12 protein-coding genes are annotated in these 16,142 nt (G+C 61.8%); 3 read left to right on the plus strand and 9 right to left on the minus strand.

Features of this window, described 5'->3' with window-relative positions:
* Nucleotides 1–51 precede the first annotated feature (51 nt).
* Together C1O66_RS09000 and C1O66_RS09005 are read right to left on the minus strand one after the other, a co-directional pair.
* Complete coding sequence (locus C1O66_RS09000) at nt 52–1,383, minus strand: UDP-glucose dehydrogenase family protein (RefSeq protein WP_102767565.1); 1,332 nt, start codon at nt 1,381–1,383, stop codon at nt 52–54.
* A 209-nt stretch (nt 1,384–1,592) separates the two neighbouring features.
* Nucleotides 1,593–2,600 carry an NAD-dependent epimerase gene (locus tag C1O66_RS09005; RefSeq protein WP_102767566.1) on the minus strand — a complete coding sequence of 336 codons (1,008 nt, stop codon included), beginning with the start codon at nt 2,598–2,600 and terminating at the stop codon, nt 1,593–1,595.
* 303 nt (nt 2,601–2,903) lie between these two features.
* Between C1O66_RS09005 and wecB the strand changes: the two genes are divergently transcribed.
* The 3 genes from wecB to C1O66_RS09020 all read left to right on the plus strand — a co-directional run bounded on the left by wecB (nt 2,904) and on the right by C1O66_RS09020 (nt 7,481).
* Nucleotides 2,904–4,016 carry a non-hydrolyzing UDP-N-acetylglucosamine 2-epimerase gene (gene wecB, locus C1O66_RS09010; protein WP_207795925.1) on the plus strand — a complete coding sequence of 371 codons (1,113 nt, stop codon included), beginning with the start codon at nt 2,904–2,906 and terminating at the stop codon, nt 4,014–4,016.
* A complete protein-coding gene (locus C1O66_RS09015) occupies nt 4,013–4,753 on the plus strand; it encodes a WecB/TagA/CpsF family glycosyltransferase (RefSeq protein WP_102767567.1) in 741 nt (246 codons plus the stop codon). Before wecB ends, C1O66_RS09015 begins: the two co-directional genes overlap by 4 nt.
* 211 nt (nt 4,754–4,964) lie before the next feature.
* Nucleotides 4,965–7,481, plus strand: coding sequence for a heparinase II/III domain-containing protein (locus C1O66_RS09020; protein ID WP_102767568.1), 2,517 nt, complete (start codon nt 4,965–4,967; stop codon nt 7,479–7,481).
* A gap of 24 nt (nt 7,482–7,505) precedes the next feature.
* Here C1O66_RS09020 and C1O66_RS09025 read toward each other — a convergent pair whose 3' ends face one another.
* The 7 genes from C1O66_RS09025 to C1O66_RS09050 all read right to left on the minus strand — a co-directional run bounded on the left by C1O66_RS09025 (nt 7,506) and on the right by C1O66_RS09050 (nt 16,099).
* Complete coding sequence (locus C1O66_RS09025; protein WP_102767569.1) at nt 7,506–8,753, minus strand: glucosamine inositolphosphorylceramide transferase family protein; 1,248 nt, start codon at nt 8,751–8,753, stop codon at nt 7,506–7,508.
* 90 nt (nt 8,754–8,843) lie between these two features.
* Nucleotides 8,844–10,856 carry a heparinase II/III family protein gene (locus C1O66_RS09030; RefSeq protein ID WP_243392753.1) on the minus strand — a complete coding sequence of 671 codons (2,013 nt, stop codon included), beginning with the start codon at nt 10,854–10,856 and terminating at the stop codon, nt 8,844–8,846.
* Nucleotides 10,853–11,941, minus strand: coding sequence for a glycosyltransferase family 4 protein (locus C1O66_RS09035; protein ID WP_165794539.1), 1,089 nt, complete (start codon nt 11,939–11,941; stop codon nt 10,853–10,855). The genes C1O66_RS09030 and C1O66_RS09035 overlap by 4 nt, the downstream gene beginning before the upstream one ends.
* A gap of 22 nt (nt 11,942–11,963) precedes the next feature.
* Entirely contained in the window at nt 11,964–13,289 is a 1,326-nt protein-coding gene (locus C1O66_RS23430) for an AMP-binding protein (RefSeq protein WP_108724341.1), read from the minus strand.
* A gap of 4 nt (nt 13,290–13,293) precedes the next feature.
* Nucleotides 13,294–14,385, minus strand: a complete 1,092-nt coding sequence (locus tag C1O66_RS09040; protein WP_165794540.1) for an NAD/NADP octopine/nopaline dehydrogenase family protein — start codon at nt 14,383–14,385, stop codon at nt 13,294–13,296.
* 72 nt (nt 14,386–14,457) lie between these two features.
* Complete coding sequence (locus C1O66_RS09045) at nt 14,458–15,648, minus strand: glycosyltransferase (RefSeq protein ID WP_243392870.1); 1,191 nt, start codon at nt 15,646–15,648, stop codon at nt 14,458–14,460.
* Between the two features lie 28 nt (nt 15,649–15,676).
* Entirely contained in the window at nt 15,677–16,099 is a 423-nt protein-coding gene (locus tag C1O66_RS09050; protein WP_102767573.1) for a serine O-acetyltransferase, read from the minus strand.
* Between the last annotated feature and the right edge of the window lie 43 nt (nt 16,100–16,142).

The raw sequence follows: 16,142 nt of genomic DNA on the forward strand, positions 1-16,142 counted from the left end.
TACTCAGCGTCATGAGTCAGGGCTTGCTCGAGCGGGGTAGATCCAAGCTTGTCAAAGCGACAGCCCGCGGCCAATCGCAAAGTGCTCGAAGCCCAGTGTCTTCATGAGAGCGGGCTCCCATTGATTGCGGCCATCAAAAACCACGGGCTGCTTCAGTGAGCGCTTGATTCCGTCGAAATCCGGCGTTCGGAACTCTTTCCACTCGGTGATCAAGAGCAGGGCGTCGGCCCCCTCGAGCGCAGCCTCCGCACTGGGGCATAGCTGCAGTCCGCCGTGATCACCCAACAGGCGTTGAGCCTCCGGCATGGCCACGGGATCGTAGGCCGCCAAGGTGGCGCCGCGCCGCAGCAACTCCTGGACGATGACCAGGGCTGGCGCCTCGCGCATATCGTCGGTATTGGGCTTGAAGGCCAGGCCCCACAGAGCGAAATGGCGACCCGACAAATCGGAGCCAAAGCGTGACACGACCTTGTCCACCAAGAGGAGCTTCTGTCGCTCGTTGGCCTGCTCCACGGCGGTCAGCACGCGCAGCGGGATGCCTTCATCTTCAGCCGCACGAATCAAGGCCTTGACGTCCTTGGGGAAGCAAGATCCCCCATAACCCGCGCCGGCATACAGAAAGCTGTAGCCGATGCGCGGGTCGGAGCCGATGCCGCGGCGCACCAGTTCGATGTCCGCGCCGACTTTCTCGGCCAGCAGCGCCATCTCGTTCATGAAGCTGATGCGGGTGGCCAGCATGGCATTGGCGGCGTACTTGGTGAACTCGGCACTGCGCAGATCCATCACGATCATGCGGTCATGGTTGCGCGTGAACGGTGAGTACAGCGCCCGCATGAACAGCGTGGCCTGTTCATCATCCGAGCCGACGATGATGCGGTCCGGTTTCATGAAGTCTTCGACCGCAGCGCCCTCCTTGAGGAACTCCGGGTTGGATACGACGGAGAAATTCAGGTTCGAGCCGCGCTTGGCCAACTCTTCCTCCACCGCGGCACGCACGCGATCGGCCGTGCCCACAGGCACCGTGCTCTTGTCGACAATAACCTTGTAGTCGGTCATGCGCTGGCCGATGGAGCGCGCGGCCGCCAGCACGTATTGAAGATCGGCCGAACCATCTTCATCGGGCGGCGTGCCCACGCCAATGAACATGATGGTGCCGTGGTTGACCGCTCGATCGATGTCGGTGGTGAACTGCAGCCGGCCCGCCGCCACATTGCGGCGCACGATGTCCAGCAAGCCCGGCTCGTGGATGGGGATCTGGCCCTCGTTGAGGATGCGAATTTTCTCCGGATTCACATCCAGACAAACGACATGGTTGCCCATCTCGGCCAGGCAGGCGCCCGTGACCAGACCCACATAACCCGTGCCAATGGCGGTGACTTTCATTCGGCGGCCTTGTCTTTCCTGTTGTTTCGCGAAGTGGCTTGGCGACGCGCAAGCGTAGCGCCTGGCTGCAGTTTTAACCGCGAAATATGAAGGCCTGATGAGCCATTCGGACGAGGATCAAAGCCAAGAAATAAAAGAACGCCCGCCGGCGCGAACGCGGGCGGGCTTGGCTTTCGACGCAGCCGCTCAGGCTGCGGCCTTAGTGGGCCTCAGACCTTGAAGTAATCGCGGTACCAAGCCACGAACTTGGCCACACCGTCCGGCACCGGCATGGCCGGGCGGAAGTTGGTCCAGGCCGCCAACTCTTCGACATCGGCGTGGGTGGCGGGCACGTCGCCATCCTGCAGCGGCATGAAGTTCTTGATCGCTTCGCGACCCACGGCCTTCTCGATTGCCTCGATGAAGGCCATCAGCTGGATCGGCGCGTGGTTGCCGATATTGAACACGCGGTAGGGCGCATTGGAGTGGGCCGGGTCGCTCTTGTCGGAGTCGTAACCTGGCTCCGGCGTGGCCGGGCGGTCCAGCACGCGCACCACACCCTCGGCGATGTCATCGATGTAGGTGAAGTCACGGATCATCTTGCCGTGATTGAAGACATTGATCGGCTTGCCTTCGATGATGGCCTTGGTGAACAGGAACAGCGCCATGTCCGGGCGACCCCAGGGGCCGTAGACCGTGAAGAAGCGCAGGCCGGTGGTGGGCAGGCGGAACAGATGGCTGTAGGTGTGGGCCATCAGCTCATTGGCCTTCTTGGTGGCGGCATACAGGCTGACCGGATGGTCGACGCTGTGGTGCTCGGAGAAAGGCATCAAGGTGTTGCCGCCGTACACGCTGGAGCTGGAGGCATAGGCCAGATGCTGCACACCGTTGTGGCGGCAGCCTTCCAGGATGTTGGTGAAGCCGACGATATTGCTGTCGATGTAGGCGTGGGGGTTCTCGATCGAATAGCGCACACCGGCCTGGGCGGCCAGGTGGACCACCCGGTCGAACTTGTGATCCTTGAAGAGCTTCTCGATGCCGGGGCGGTCCGCCACATCCATCTTCACGAACTCGAAACCGGGCTTGCCGGTCAACCGAGCGAGGCGGTTGTGCTTCAGCGTCGGGTCGTAGTAATCGTTCAGATTGTCCAGGCCGACCACCTGGTCGCCTCGCGCCAGGAGGATCTGGCTGACATGCATGCCGATGAAGCCGGCGGCGCCGGTGACGAGTACTTTCACAAAATCTCCTGATTCATGTGCGGGGCCGCGAGTCTCGGCCTGGGCGCTTGCGCCAACATGAGCCCATATGGCGCCGTCGGCGGTCAGCGCGCATTCTCGCCGACAAGTGCTGTGCTTGATGCCTCGTGAGGGCTGCGCGCCCGGCAAAATCACCAGCAACCACTCAAGTTAGGGAGTTGCGGCGTGCCGAGCCGGGCTGTCGCTTGACGGCAACTTGCCGCCCCTAGAATCTGCCGCACTTGCCCGCGTTCATTCCAATCCCTTGAACCTGAAGCGGGCTGACCTCCAACGAGACGCCGCCACATGACCTCCACCGCCCTGCCCTGCATCCACCTGATCGCGGGCGCCCGTCCCAATTTCATGAAGATCGCCCCCATCGTGCGGGCCCTGCAGGCCAGTGGCCGCCTGAGCTGGAAGATCATCCACACCGGCCAGCACTACGACCGGGACATGAATGATGTGTTCTTCGAAGAGCTGGGCATTCCGGCGCCCGATGTGCGCCTGGGCTGCGGCGGCGGCAGCCATGCCGACCAGACCGGCAAGATCATGCTGGCTTACGAGCAATTGGTGAATGCAGAAAAGCCGGCCGCCTGCCTGGTCGTCGGCGACGTCAATTCCACCCTGGCCTGCTCCATCGTGGCCAAGAAGGCCGGTGTGCCTGTGGCCCATGTGGAAGCAGGCCTGCGCAGTGGCGACATGAGCATGCCGGAAGAGATCAACCGGCTGGTGACCGATGCCATCAGCGACTGGTACTTCGTCACCGAGCCCAGCGGCACCCAGCACTTGCAGCGCGAAGGCAAGGACATGAGCACGGTCTTCGATGTCGGCCATGTGATGGTGGACAACGTGCTGTTCCAAGCCGAGAAGCTCAAGACCCAGGACACTTCGGTCCTGGAAAGCGACGCCTACAAGCGCCAGCACAGCCGCTATGGGGTCGTCACCCTGCACCGTCCCAGCAATGTGGACAGTGCTGAAGCCCTGGAGCGCATCGCCACGGTCCTGCGCACCGTCTCGGCCGAAATCCCGCTGGTCTTTCCAGTCCATCCCCGCACCCGCGCCAATATCGAGAAGTTCGGCGTGCAACTGGGCGCCAACGTCACCCTGATGGGCCCGCAGGCCTACATGTCCTTCCTCCACCTCTGGAAGGATGCCGCCCTGGTGCTCACCGACAGCGGCGGACTGCAGGAAGAGACCACCGCCCTCGGCGTGCCCTGCATCACCATGCGCGAGAACACGGAGCGTCCCGTCACGGTGGACGAAGGCAGCAACGTGCTGGCAGGCACGGACCCGAACGTGATCATCCCCTTGGCACTCGAAACACTGAAGACGGGCGGCAAACGCGGCCGGCGGCCGGCCTTGTGGGATGGGAAATCCGCCGAACGTATCGTCGCCATCCTGGCAGAGAAGCTCGCATGAACCGCCCACGCATCCAGATGATGGGCTGCACCATCGACAACCTGTCCATGGCGGAGACGGTGCAGACCATTGAGGGCTTCATCGCCAGCGGCAGACCGCATCAGCACGTCGTGGTCAATGTCGACAAGCTGGTCAAGGCGCAACGTGATCCCGAGCTGCAGCGCATCATCAACGAATGTGCACTCATCAACGCCGACGGCATGCCGGTGGTCTGGGCCTCGCGACTCCTGGGCAAGCCTCTGAAGGAACGGGTCGCAGGCGTAGATTTGTTCGAGGCACTGATGGCCGGTGCCGCCGATAAAGGTTGGCGGGTCTACCTTCTGGGCGCCAAGGAAGAAATCGTCTCCAAAGTGCGAGACATCTACAGCCAGAAGTACCCCAAGCTGGTGTTCGCAGGTCATCGCAACGGCTACTGGAAGCCCGAGGAAGAAGCTGGCGTGGTTGAAGAAATCACGGCCGCCAAGGCCGATCTGCTCTTTGTCGCCATCAGCTCGCCAAAGAAGGAACAGTTTCTCGGCGCCTACCAGTCACAGATGAAGATCCCGTTTGCGATGGGTGTGGGCGGAACGTTCGATGTGGCGGCAGGCAAGGTCAAACGAGCACCTCTCTGGATGCAGAAGACAGGCTTCGAATGGTTCTACCGCTTTCTGCAAGAACCTCGCCGCATGTTCAGGCGCTACTTCATTGAGGACATGGCGTTCTTCGGTTTGATGCTAAAGGAGTGGCGCTCTCGCTGAGGTGTCTGTGAGATGAACTCGCGCCAACCCCTACCCCATCCTGACCTGCAGGTACGGTCAAGATAGATCGGTTTTCCAGCTATTAATGCCGCCTTGACCAGCGGCCAGAATGCGAACAAGCCGGCACAATCAAAGCTCCGCGCGTTGCTGCGGCAGCGCTGTTTCTGGCAGCTGCTGATCACCAGCTGCACGAAAGTGCAAGGTAGTACGCATGATGGCCATCATTCAACGCTCCATTTTTCGGCCCTCAATGAGCAGATTCGGCGCCGCAATGGCGCTTGTGTTCTTGTCGGCCTGCCAGCAACACCAAGTTCGTCAAGCCGAACCCGACCTTCTCAGAAGCGATCCACCAGCTGCCGGGGAGTTGCCGGGCAGCGGCGAATCGTGCGCCCAGATGGCAGCGGATTGGCTGGAGTTGATGCCGGCCCACCTACGGCGAATTGCGCCCAATGACTGCGCCCGACTGAGTATTACGCCGCTGTTTTCTTGGGGCGAAGCTCGTGACCGCCAAAGCAGCATTCCATGGAGCTTTGTACTCCGGCCGCAAGGTGGTGGCAGTGCACTGGTAAACCGCAACGACATCACGGCACCGCGGCTACAAATTGACCGCGGCTTGTTTCCAGGGAAGTACGAATGGGCTGTGGCATACACAAACACGAGAGGCTCCCGCATCAGCTCGCAATGGCGACGATTCACCATAGCTGCGCCAGCCGTTGCATTGGCCAAAGGCCCCAGTTTTGCTCCCACCGCCGTCTACGCGAATGCGATCCCAGACGGCCAGACCGTGGCGGTCAATGCCGCCGGAAAACAGCGCCCTAGGGTGCTTCCGGCTGGTAGCAGTTACGCCAAAATTGCAATTGCGGCCAGAGGTGCGGACTATGCTTCTGCATTGACAGCCTTGCAAGCAAGGGCTCGGTGGGCCTCAAACCAAGCCGTGGCCGTATCACCCGATGCCACGCCAACTGCGGGCTCAGCTACGGCGCTCGCACAGGTACTGACTTTGCGCAATATGGTGCAGACCGCCCGAACCGAGCGGGAGTACATGGAAGGCTTGATCCTTGCCGGGAGGCTGGACAACAACGCGGCCATGCTCGCTGCTGGTAAACAGCGACTGCTGGCGCTGGGCGATTGGACGCCAAATGGCAAGAGCAGCGAAAAGAATAGCGACCAAGCGAATCGAGAAGTTTTCTTGGCTCTGGCCGTAGGACTAGACATGCTCTGGGCCGATCTGACCCAAGCTCAACGCACAAGCCTGGCGGACAACCTGCGCAGCCGCCTGCTGCAGACGGCACAAGCGCTAAGTTACCTGGATCGGGAACCGTACGACTCGCACAGCGTCTCCAATGTGCGTTGGATTACACAGGCGCTACTCTTGTCCACCGGGCTGCCCAACTTTCCGGAAGCACCGGCCTTGCTCGCTCGCTTCTGGGACTTGAGCCAGTTCACCATGAGCACCTGGGGAGATCAGGATGGCAGCTTTGGCAATGGCATCGCCTACGCCTGGTATGCCTTCAACGGTGTCGTGCCCTATGTCGCCGCAGTGCGCAGCATCATTGGCGTCGACCTCTACCAACTGGAGTACCTACGCCGCAGCGGCGAGCAATTGATGGCGTTCACGGCGCCCAATATCAAACAGCCCAGCGCCTTCGGCAACGAGTCTGAAACCCAGGATCTGTACGCCAACTACAGCTCCAACTACTACCGGCTGCACGCTCAGATGACTCGCAACCCGCAAGATGCGTGGTACTGGCGGGTGAACCCAGGCAATATCAACTCCCCCAACGGCGCCTTGATCTGGCAGTTGCTACTTTTGGGCGCAGACAGTTCGGCTCAGCCTGCCGCTCAAGCCCCGACACAAAACAGTTGGTTCACGAGAGATGCCGGCCTGGCAGCTATGCATGTCGATGCCAAGGCTTCGGCCCGCACCAGCGTGTTCTTCCGCTCCAGCCGTTTCGGTGCCTTCAACCATTCGCATGCAGACCAGAACTCCCTGGTCTACGTGTCGCAAGGAAAGCCCTTGCTGATCAGCAGTGGCTATTACCCCTACTACAACTCGCCTCATCACCGTATCGTGACCCGCGCCACACGCTACAAGAACGCGCTGACTTTCGACGGCGGAATCGGCCAGAGTGAAAGCGCCGTTGGCGCCATCAAACCGACCGAGCCGCTGTACAGCATGGACGCGCGCGGCGACATCATCTACAGCGAGGTGCGCGGCGCCCTGTCTGCCGTCACCGGTGACGCAGCACTGGCCTACCGGGCCAACGACCCACAGACGGGCAAATGGACCCCCTTGCTGAGCAATGCCATTCGCAGCATCGTTATGGACCGCGCCAACGGCATCACCCTGGTCTATGACTGGGCGACCAGCACCAAGGCCCGGCAATGGGAGTTGAACTATCACTCGCCCAACCCGTTCACAGCCGATGCCAGCACAGTCAAGGCCAGCAAGGACACCTCATCTGTATGTCTGGACCGTTATGGCCCGGCGACCAACTTCACTCAGACCATGGCCTGGGACGTCGCCCCTGAAACCGCAATGCCGGCGCAGGCCCATGGGCGTTTCACTGCCCTGACACCCAGCACAGAATTGGTACACCTGACGGTGCTGCGTGACAGCTGCAAGATCCTGCCGGTGCAGGTCAGCCAGCAAGGCAGCCGCATCGCAGTGACCGTGGGCAACCAGGTCATCAGCTTCGACAAACGCCAGACCTTGTTGCCTCCTTGAGCCCCACAGGTGGCCGACGCTGCCCTATTTGGGTAGCTGCATCAGCAAATCGATACAGCCCAGCGAACCGCAGACACTGAGTGTGTGCAGACCCAGAGCGTCAGGCGTGCCGTTGCGGGCGATGGAGCCCAGGTCTTCCTCATGGAAGTGTGTGGGACTGAGCTCGACCACCCGCTGCACCCGGATGTTCGATCCGTATCGGGCCGAGCAGTCCTGGACCGGGCGATGAATGCAGCCTTCAGCCACCCACATTGCACCGGCCGGACGCGAGCTGCGGGCATCGATCTTGACCGGGTTGGCCGCGTGCGGAGTCCAATCGCCCTCGAGGGTGGCGGCCCAGTAAATCACCAGCTCATCGTGCATAGCCGCACCCACATCACCGCGGGTCGCAAACATCCACCAAAGCCCATCATGGTGAATGACCGTGGCATCGGCCAAGCGATCACCAGCCACCAGGGTCTTGACATGGGTCCAGTCCTTGAAGCGGCCTTCATTGACGTAGAGGTCCACTGTCCGGTTCGCGGACGACTCGGGAATCATGTAAAGCCGGCCCTGATCCCGAAGCATGAAGGGGTAGGACAGGTGATACGGTGCCTCGAGCACCCGCTGGGATTCGCCAACACATTGGCCATCCGGCCCAAGTTCGAAAACTGCGATCTTGCCGCGATTCTCGGCGTAAACCAGTTCCTCGAAGAACACCCAGCGCTTGCCCTCGATCTCCGCGATGAAGGGGTCGGCCCAAAAGCGATCCGGCGGCGGCTTGATTACCTGATGCGCGGCAAAAGTCCGGCTGCTGCTGCACCAGTTGCCGACGGCCAGAGCCCATTGTTCGCGAGTCGACAAGGCGCGAATCGAGTCCTGAAAGAGCTGTACCAGCAACTGGGTCGCGCTCCGCGGTCGCGGGCTAGCTGGCCGGACCGCTCGCGGCGAGTCGGGCGTCTCTTGCATGCGCACAGCCATGGCCTGGGCTGCCGGCAGCTTGCTGATGACACCGAGCACGCTGCGACTCAATGAACGGTGATCCAGGCACATCTGGCCCAGATAGATCAGCTCTGACGAGGCGTTGTGGCGCACCTCCACCGGCAGCGCCATGCCCGAACCGAGGTAGGCACGAACCCCGCTTTCCAGCTGTTCTGCCGGAAAGCCACCAAGATAAAACTGCTGACCTGGCGCAGCCTCGACCAATCGCTGGACCAAATCCAGGTCGAAGCTTCGCGCCCGAAACAGTTGCCGGTCAAGCCAGCGATACAGTGATTCCATCAAGCTCTTCATGCCCGCTCCCTGCGTCGAAACAGGCAAGCCGGCATTCGTGGTCGGCCTATCCTGTTGTTCGTCTCAGGCCATGAAGAGCGACACGGCCTGCTACACGGAAATCACCTCAATCAGTGTTTCCAATTGAATAGAAATGCTTCTTGTTGTCCAGCGGATCGTAGGACAGGGGCAGCGCTCTCCATATCCGGCCGAGTACCAACCCAAGGGAGGCTCCTCCTGCGCGGAAACGATGTCCAAACGGCCGGGCAGCGGCGCCTTGATCTGCAGGACCAATTGCAAACCCTCACCATGGCAGAGCCGAACGCGGTTCGCACCCTCGACTTGAAGCGTCCAGTCCGGCGCGATGTGCCAGAACAGCTCTATCAACTCCGGCTTGCGGCCTTCCACTCGATCCAGCACGCGCAGAGACTTGCTCTGTGCAGAAAACTGAACTTCCCGGGAATGCAAGACCTTTCCAGGTAAATGTTTGTAACCATCATGCCCGGCGCTCCATGAAAAATCACCCTCAGGCGTTCGCTTGATGCTGCGGTTCGCACAAACATGCGCTTTTCGGGTCCACATGAAGCGGCCGCCACTCATGGACTGATCAATGCCGGCCACCCGCACCGTGTTATGCGCTGACGTGCCGCGGAAATAGTCGCGCCATTTCTTCTCCGCCCAATAGGAGTAAGTACCCGGGTCGACCAAAACCGGAATGCCGGACACCGAAAGCCAGAGTTGCAAGGCATCGGCGTGCCCATGTGCGGCGATGCCCAGATAACCCAACGGCCCGGCATCAACAAGACCCAGAATCTCCTGCGGGCCACCCATGTCGCGGCCGAACAAGTAATAGCCTCCGTCTGGAAAGTCCAAGGCGCGGCCGGCCGAGGCCGCACCCGGCTCAGCCACGGCGCCCGTGGCCCAATCAAGCCAGGCCGCGTCATCTCGCCGATGCTGAGGCTGGGGCAGCCAGGCCGGCTGCCTCATGAGCGCTGCACCCTTTTGCTGCATGGCCGCAAAACAGTCGCGGCCCGGCCGCGGGTCCAGGCGGAAGGCCTCGGCGCCATCGGCATCACCGACCTGTGGCACCGCACCTCGGCATGTGGTGACGGAGGCGACAAAACGGCACATCGCCGCCATGCGCGCCCTGTAGCTCGCCGGCATGGGCTGCCCCGAAGCCGCGGCTGCGCGCTCCGCGGCCAAAAAGAAGTCGAAAGTGAAGGTGGCGTACTCAAAGGCCTGCTCGCGCAGTACGCCGTCAGGCGCCACCTGCAAATCGATCTCTCTCAGCAACTCGGCCCGCGCCCGTCCGGCCAGCTCGGTGACGGAGCGCCAGAAGGGCCAGACTGCTGCAGCCACGAAGACACCCGTCAGCTCGCCAACCAAGTGGTTGTTGGCCGAAGAATGGCGCGAATAGTGCTGACTGATGGCTCGCACATGCAGATTGATGCTGCGGAGCCAGTCGCTCCGCAACGCCTGGCCATGCGGGCCCTGAAACAGCGGTGACTCGAGCCCCCCGATCAGTTGCCAGACCAGGGACCAATTGAGCAGGCGGATGGCGTACTCCAGTGAGCTGGTCCAGTTGGGGCCCTGCCCATAGGGGCATTGCGTTAGCCACGAGCGGAGTTGCAGCGCCAGAGTATTGAGATGCTCTCGCTGGCCACTAAGCGCCCAGGCCTGGGCCAGGGCCACCCAATGCAAATGGCGGTTCAGCTCCCACAGGTACTTGATATCGCCGACCTGGCTGCGGTCGGTGATCGACAGGGCGTGGGCGGGCCGCAGCGGCGCCTGCACGCCCGTCAGCGGGCAGCGGTTCCATTGCGGCTCGGCGCCGACCTCGAAACGCTGGCTGGCAAACAAACGCACCGAGCCTTGGGCAATGAGCTCGGCCTCAGCCAGGTAGTCAGCAGACTCCACCTCGCCCTCGGCGGGCCGCGGCAAGACCCAGCGCACACCTCCTTGCAACTGATCAGGTGCTTCCGCCCGCAGCGCCCCGAAGCCCAGGCTGCGCTGCGCCCGCTTCAGAAGCGCGTACTGGCTGCGGTGCAGCACCTCGGCGGGTGACATGCAGCGCAAGCGATTCCAGAACCAGCTCAGTCGCCACCCTGCCTCATGGCTGCTCACGTTCGCAACTCCTCAACACCAAGCTCTCGGTAAAGATCAGCCACCTGGCCCAGGACACGCTCGACCCCAAAACGCTCAGCCACGCGCTGCCGGGCCCGCTGCCCCAGGCGCAGGCGCAGCTCGTCATCTTGCAAGAGGCGCAGCAGCGCATCGGCCAGCTCACGCGGCTGGCCCGGCTGGACCAACAAGCCCTGCTGCTCATGCTGAACCGCCTCGGGAATCCCACCCACCGGCGTCACCACCACCGCCTTGCCAAACGCCATGGCCTCCAGCATCGACATGGGAAGGCCTTCGCTGTAGGACGGCAGAACGAAGACCTCGGCCCGCCTCAGCTGCTGCAGCTTGGCTTCCCCCACGACCCAACCCAGCACTTCGACCTGGGCGTCCAGCCCCAGGCGATGCACCTCGGCACGCAGGGCCTCCAGATTGCCGTCGCCGCCGATAGCCAGACGCACATCGGGCCGCTGCTCGCGCAGCAGCTGCAGCGCCTGCAAGAGATCGAACACGCCTTTGTTGTGCTCCGCCCGACCTAGGAAAATCAGCCGACCGGCCTGCTCCGCCGGGTCAGCCCGGCCCTCTGCCAGCGCCGGCATGAACACCGGGTTGGCAATGGCTCGCACCTTCAAGCCAGGAGCAACACCACTCAGGTATCGAACCCAAGAATCTGACAAGGCCACCACGCGCGTGCTGCGCTGCAGGCTGTGCACGATCCAACGGCGCAGACGCGGCGAGGCGCTCTGGTCCGTGAATTTGTCGAACGCACCGCCATGCAAATGAAACACCGTACTAACGCCAAATGCGCGCGCCAGGGCCAGGTACACCGACTTGCGCTTGAAACTGGCGTTAGAAGACACATGAGCATGCAGCACCGCCACCCGGCCGCTCAGCAATAGGAACACGATGCGCAGGAGCGCCGAAACGCTGCACCACAGCTTGGCCAGGCGACTGCCCTCACGGTGCGTGCTGACGTAGCGCAGCGGGAAGCGCTGCGGCAAGCCATGGGCCATATAGACCCCCACCACCGAGGCCACGCCACCCTTGCCCTCGGGCGCCGTACCAATCATCAAGACTTCGCGCCGACTCATCGCCCTGCCCTCCGCAGCAGCCTCATGGCGCCAGATCGATCTGCACCAGCTTACGCTTGCCGTTCTTGCCCTGCGGAATGTCCTCAACCAGCTCCAGATCCACGTCGAAGAAAGTGCCCCAACGTTTGATCTGAGCATCAAGCACAAACTGGCGTTGCTCAGCAGTCAAGCCCTCGCCCCGCGGCACCACCGCGATGGTGATGGCGCCGGCGCGGCGCTGGCGCACTTGGTAGAGACGCACAAAGTCCCAGGTCACCTCGTCGATGACGATGGACAGGCCCGGGATGCGCCCGCCGAAACGGTCGGTCAGGAACTCTTGGCTGCGCCCCTCGATGCGCGTGCACAGGCCCAGCTCGTCGATCGCGCCGAAGTCCTTGGTGCAGTAGCGGACCAGCGGTGTCACGTCGTTCCACAACGAGGTGCCGACGATCTCTGCACGCCCGTCGATCAAGCGGTTCTCGTTGACGCCGTACAGCGCGTCGAACTGGAAACTCAGGTCCTCGCCCCCGCTGTAGCGGGCGAAGGCGATGTTGGTTCGCTCGGTCAGTCCATAGTTCACCGAAATCGGGCACTTGAAGACGCGCGCCACATCGGCCAACTGGCCGGCCGTCGCCGGCTCGGAGGCCAGCAGCACCGCGCGCACGTCAAAGCCCAGCTCCTCATCCTCGATCAGGTTGGCCAAGTCCGCTGCCACGCTGGGGTAGGCATGAATGAACTGCGGCCGGAAGCTGCGCAGAGCCGCCAGGATGGCCGCCTTGTGGCGGCCGTTCACGTGGTAAGGCGAGAGCATCAGCCGGTTGCCATTGACCCGCACTGGCGGCTCATCGGCCTTGGCGCGCGCGTCCGCACCGATGCGCAGGTACTGCGACTTGTCAAAGCTGAAACCGAACTGCCCCCACTCGGCGGCAAAGAAGCCACGCTCGATATCGGCCAGGCGCTTGTTGCGCCACAGACCGATACCCTCCCCGGTCGAGCCGCCGCTGGTGGCGTAATGCAAGCGCCGCAGGCTGTAGCGCTCATTGCGGAACTCGGCCTGACGACTCATCACCACGCTCTTGTCGAGCAAAGGAAAGCGCTGCAGCAGCGCATAGGGATCCTCATTCGCCAGCTCCGCCTCGCTGAGCTTCACCTCGGCGCGATAGAACGGCACATGCCGGACACATTGCTGCAGGATGCCGCGCAACAGCTCCTTGCGGACCTGCAGCAGCCCGGCACCGCTGCCGCCCTCAGCGACACGCTGCGCCTGCAACTCGAGCACCAGGAAATACTGCGGGTGGTAGAGCAGGCGCGACGGTATGAAAGGCCGATAACGGTAGTAGGCCTTTTCGAGGTGATCGATCAAGCTCATCGGCTCACCCGTTGATCACGCGCACAAACTCGTCCGCCGACATGCCGGCAAAGCCGAGCTGCTCGACCGTGCGCGCCTGCGACTCGAACTCGGTGCCGAGCAAGGCGCCGGCCAAGACCACCAGGGAATCGCAGACCGGCGTCGGCACCCCCAGCAGACGGCCCAGCGACGACATCAGCCCCAGACCCATGGGCACGTCCTCGGTGACATAACGCGTTGTCATATCGGTAGGACCCTTGGGGCCGCCTTCAGCCGCGTACTTGCGCAGCACCTCGAGCGGGGCCATGTCGAGATTCTCCTCGTTACGGAACTTGAAGGCCTCCAGATAGCCGGCCGGATCTCCTTGGGTGCGCGTGATGATGGCCTTCTTCTCCTCGTCCAGACGCTCCATCAAGCGGATCGTCGAAGGCGTGAAGGCCTCGCGGTACATCCAGAATTCACCGCCCGAATACTCAATGCGGCTGGCCGACAGCAAGGTGCCCACCGTGTGCAGAATCAGATTGGGGTTGTGCAGGGCCGACTCAACCACATTGCTGCGTGCTGCCACATAGCGCGGCAGCAAGGCCTGCGCCAGCGCCAGGCCCTCGGCACTGCGGCTGCGCGGCAGGAAGGCCAACGCATTGCGGCTGTTTTCCCAGAGCACATTGACCACGCCGGGCTCAACGATGCGGGCATCGAAAGGCAGGCTCTCGCCTTCGGCCACGATCACCTCGGGCGAGGCGCTGTGCTTGCGGAAATAGCAGCTGCCCATATAGCCCGGGCTGACGATCAGGAGTTGGCCGGCGCTGAGGCGCGGGCCGAGCAGGCGCGCGATCGCCTCATGCTGGGTCGACTGCGTGGCCACGAACACGATGTCAGGCCGAACCGCGAACGCAGCATCGAGGTCGCGCGTCGCCAAGGTGAAAGGCTGGAAACGGCGGGCACCGTGGCGCGGGTTGTCGATCACGTCCATGCCCTGGCGCTCGAGCACGCGCTCAAAGTTCGCGTCGTGCATGGACTTCGAGGTCTTCAGCAACACCACCTCGTGGCCACGGAAGGACAGCTCCGAGGCATGGGCACAACCGGCGTTGCCGGCACCGACGATAAGGACTCGCATACGTTTTCCTGAAGTTCTGAATTTGTTTCTAGGCCGGCCCATCCCCTGCCGCCGGCCCCGCTCAGCGCAGGGTCAGCGCGCCAGCAGCTGTTGATAAACCGCAGCCACCTTGGCTGCGATCGCCTGATAGGAACGGTGCTGCGCCACCCAGGCCTGACCGCGAACACCGCAGTCTTTGGCGTACTCGGGATCAGACAGCAGCTTCAGCGCAGCATCTCTGAAGCTCGTGACATCCATGGGCACGCAAAGCCCGCCCTCACTTGACTCCAATACGAGGCGTTGATCAGGGTTCTCATTGCCAACGCAAGGTATTCCGAGGGCCAGATACTCAATCGCCTTTGTGGGCGAATTGGTGTCGAACAGATAGTCGCGGGGAAACGGCGACAGCCCAAGAGCTGCGCATTTGAGCAAGGGCAAAGCCTGGGCTTGAGGTAACCATCCAGTCAACCACACATGATCCGACAGCCCTCGGACGGCAATCTGCTCACGAAACCAAATCTGTTCATCTTCGCTGGCGGCATCTCCGGCCAGAAGCAAAAAGGCATTGGGCATGCTTGCCCTCACGGCAGCCAGGACATCCAGGAGAAACTCCGACTTCCGGCTGCGGCTAAGCACTCCCAGGTAAGCAATGACCTGACGGCCCTCAAACAACGAAGGCCGAACTGAAGGCGCGCATACATTCTTGAAATGGGCGGCATCCACCCCCATCGGCACGGCCGTCATGCGTGCTCTTGCAACGCCTTTTCCTGCCATGAATTCAAGCATGGCGTCACTTTGCACAAATAAGTGGTCAACCCTAGCCGCCAAAAAACCGTAGTAAAGGCTCCGCGCACTGACAGCGCGCAAACCATTCACCAGCCAAACCAGCAAACCCTGCCTTCGCCCGATTTCTTCGTGCCGAATTCTGAATCCTTCGACAAAAGGAAAAGACATCCAATAGGCCATTTTTCGCCCGCTCACGCGTGCATACAGCAAAGCAATCAAACCCGTTCGTATCTTGTCGCGAACTTGAATCAGGCGATGTTCAGAATTAACTCGCCATAGCAAAGAAACATCAAGTAACGGGCGCAGCATGTGTCCCAAAATGCCCTTGCGCTCGCGTCCATGCAAAAACACTTGCCCCGCTGGCCAAGCGTGCGCTTCTGCAACGCTGCGCCCACTTGCCAATTGTCCGAGCAGGTCGGATTGAATGCCTAGCTTGGGCAACTCTTTGCCGAACAAGACGGCCACATCCGGTCTGAACGCAGGCAGGTGGTCGTACATCAAGAACAGGATTCTCAGGGCGGCCAACTCAATCACCCTGACCACTGGTCAAAATTCGCGCCGGCACGCCGACCGCAATAGCGCCCGCAGGCACATCCTTCAACACCACAGCATTGGCTCCGATTTTGGCGCCGCGTCCAATCCGTACCGGACCGAGCACACAAGCACCCGCGCCAATATCGACGTCATCCTCAATGATGGGAACTTCGAGATATCCGGATCGTCCACCCAGGGTTACGTTCTGAGAAATCTTGACGTTGTTGCCAATGACGACCCGAGCATGCACCACGATGCCCAATCCGCTGTAACCAAATAAAACATTTCGACCAACGGAAACGCTGGGTGGCAGGGCAATGGAAAAAAGCACTCTATTCAAAATATAGAGGAAGCGAGGGATCACAGGCACACCATATTCCGCAAGCAGATGCGCGACCCTAAAAATACGAATCATTGAACCCCCCGAACACAGCCACCTACGCAAGCGCCCACACGAT

The organism is Paucibacter aquatile (genome assembly GCF_002885975.1).
Taxonomy (GTDB): domain Bacteria; phylum Pseudomonadota; class Gammaproteobacteria; order Burkholderiales; family Burkholderiaceae_C; genus Paucibacter_A; species Paucibacter_A aquatilis.

Excerpts from the sequence above, each read along its gene's own strand:
- C1O66_RS09000 (WP_102767565.1), bottom strand. The coding sequence starts at position 1,383 with ATGAAAGTCACCGCCATTGGCACGGGTTATGTGGGTCTGGTCACGGGC.
- wecB (WP_207795925.1), top strand. The coding sequence starts at position 2,904 with ATGACCTCCACCGCCCTGCCCTGCATCCACCTGATCGCGGGCGCCCGT.
- C1O66_RS09015 (WP_102767567.1), top strand. The coding sequence starts at position 4,013 with ATGAACCGCCCACGCATCCAGATGATGGGCTGCACCATCGACAACCTG.
- C1O66_RS09020 (WP_102767568.1), top strand. The coding sequence starts at position 4,965 with ATGATGGCCATCATTCAACGCTCCATTTTTCGGCCCTCAATGAGCAGA.
- C1O66_RS09025 (WP_102767569.1), bottom strand. The coding sequence starts at position 8,753 with ATGAAGAGCTTGATGGAATCACTGTATCGCTGGCTTGACCGGCAACTG.
- C1O66_RS09035 (WP_165794539.1), bottom strand. The coding sequence starts at position 11,941 with ATGAGTCGGCGCGAAGTCTTGATGATTGGTACGGCGCCCGAGGGCAAG.
- C1O66_RS23430 (WP_108724341.1), bottom strand. The coding sequence starts at position 13,289 with ATGAGCTTGATCGATCACCTCGAAAAGGCCTACTACCGTTATCGGCCT.
- C1O66_RS09040 (WP_165794540.1), bottom strand. The coding sequence starts at position 14,385 with ATGCGAGTCCTTATCGTCGGTGCCGGCAACGCCGGTTGTGCCCATGCC.
- C1O66_RS09045 (WP_243392870.1), bottom strand. The coding sequence starts at position 15,648 with ATGTACGACCACCTGCCTGCGTTCAGACCGGATGTGGCCGTCTTGTTC.
- C1O66_RS09050 (WP_102767573.1), bottom strand. The coding sequence starts at position 16,099 with ATGATTCGTATTTTTAGGGTCGCGCATCTGCTTGCGGAATATGGTGTG.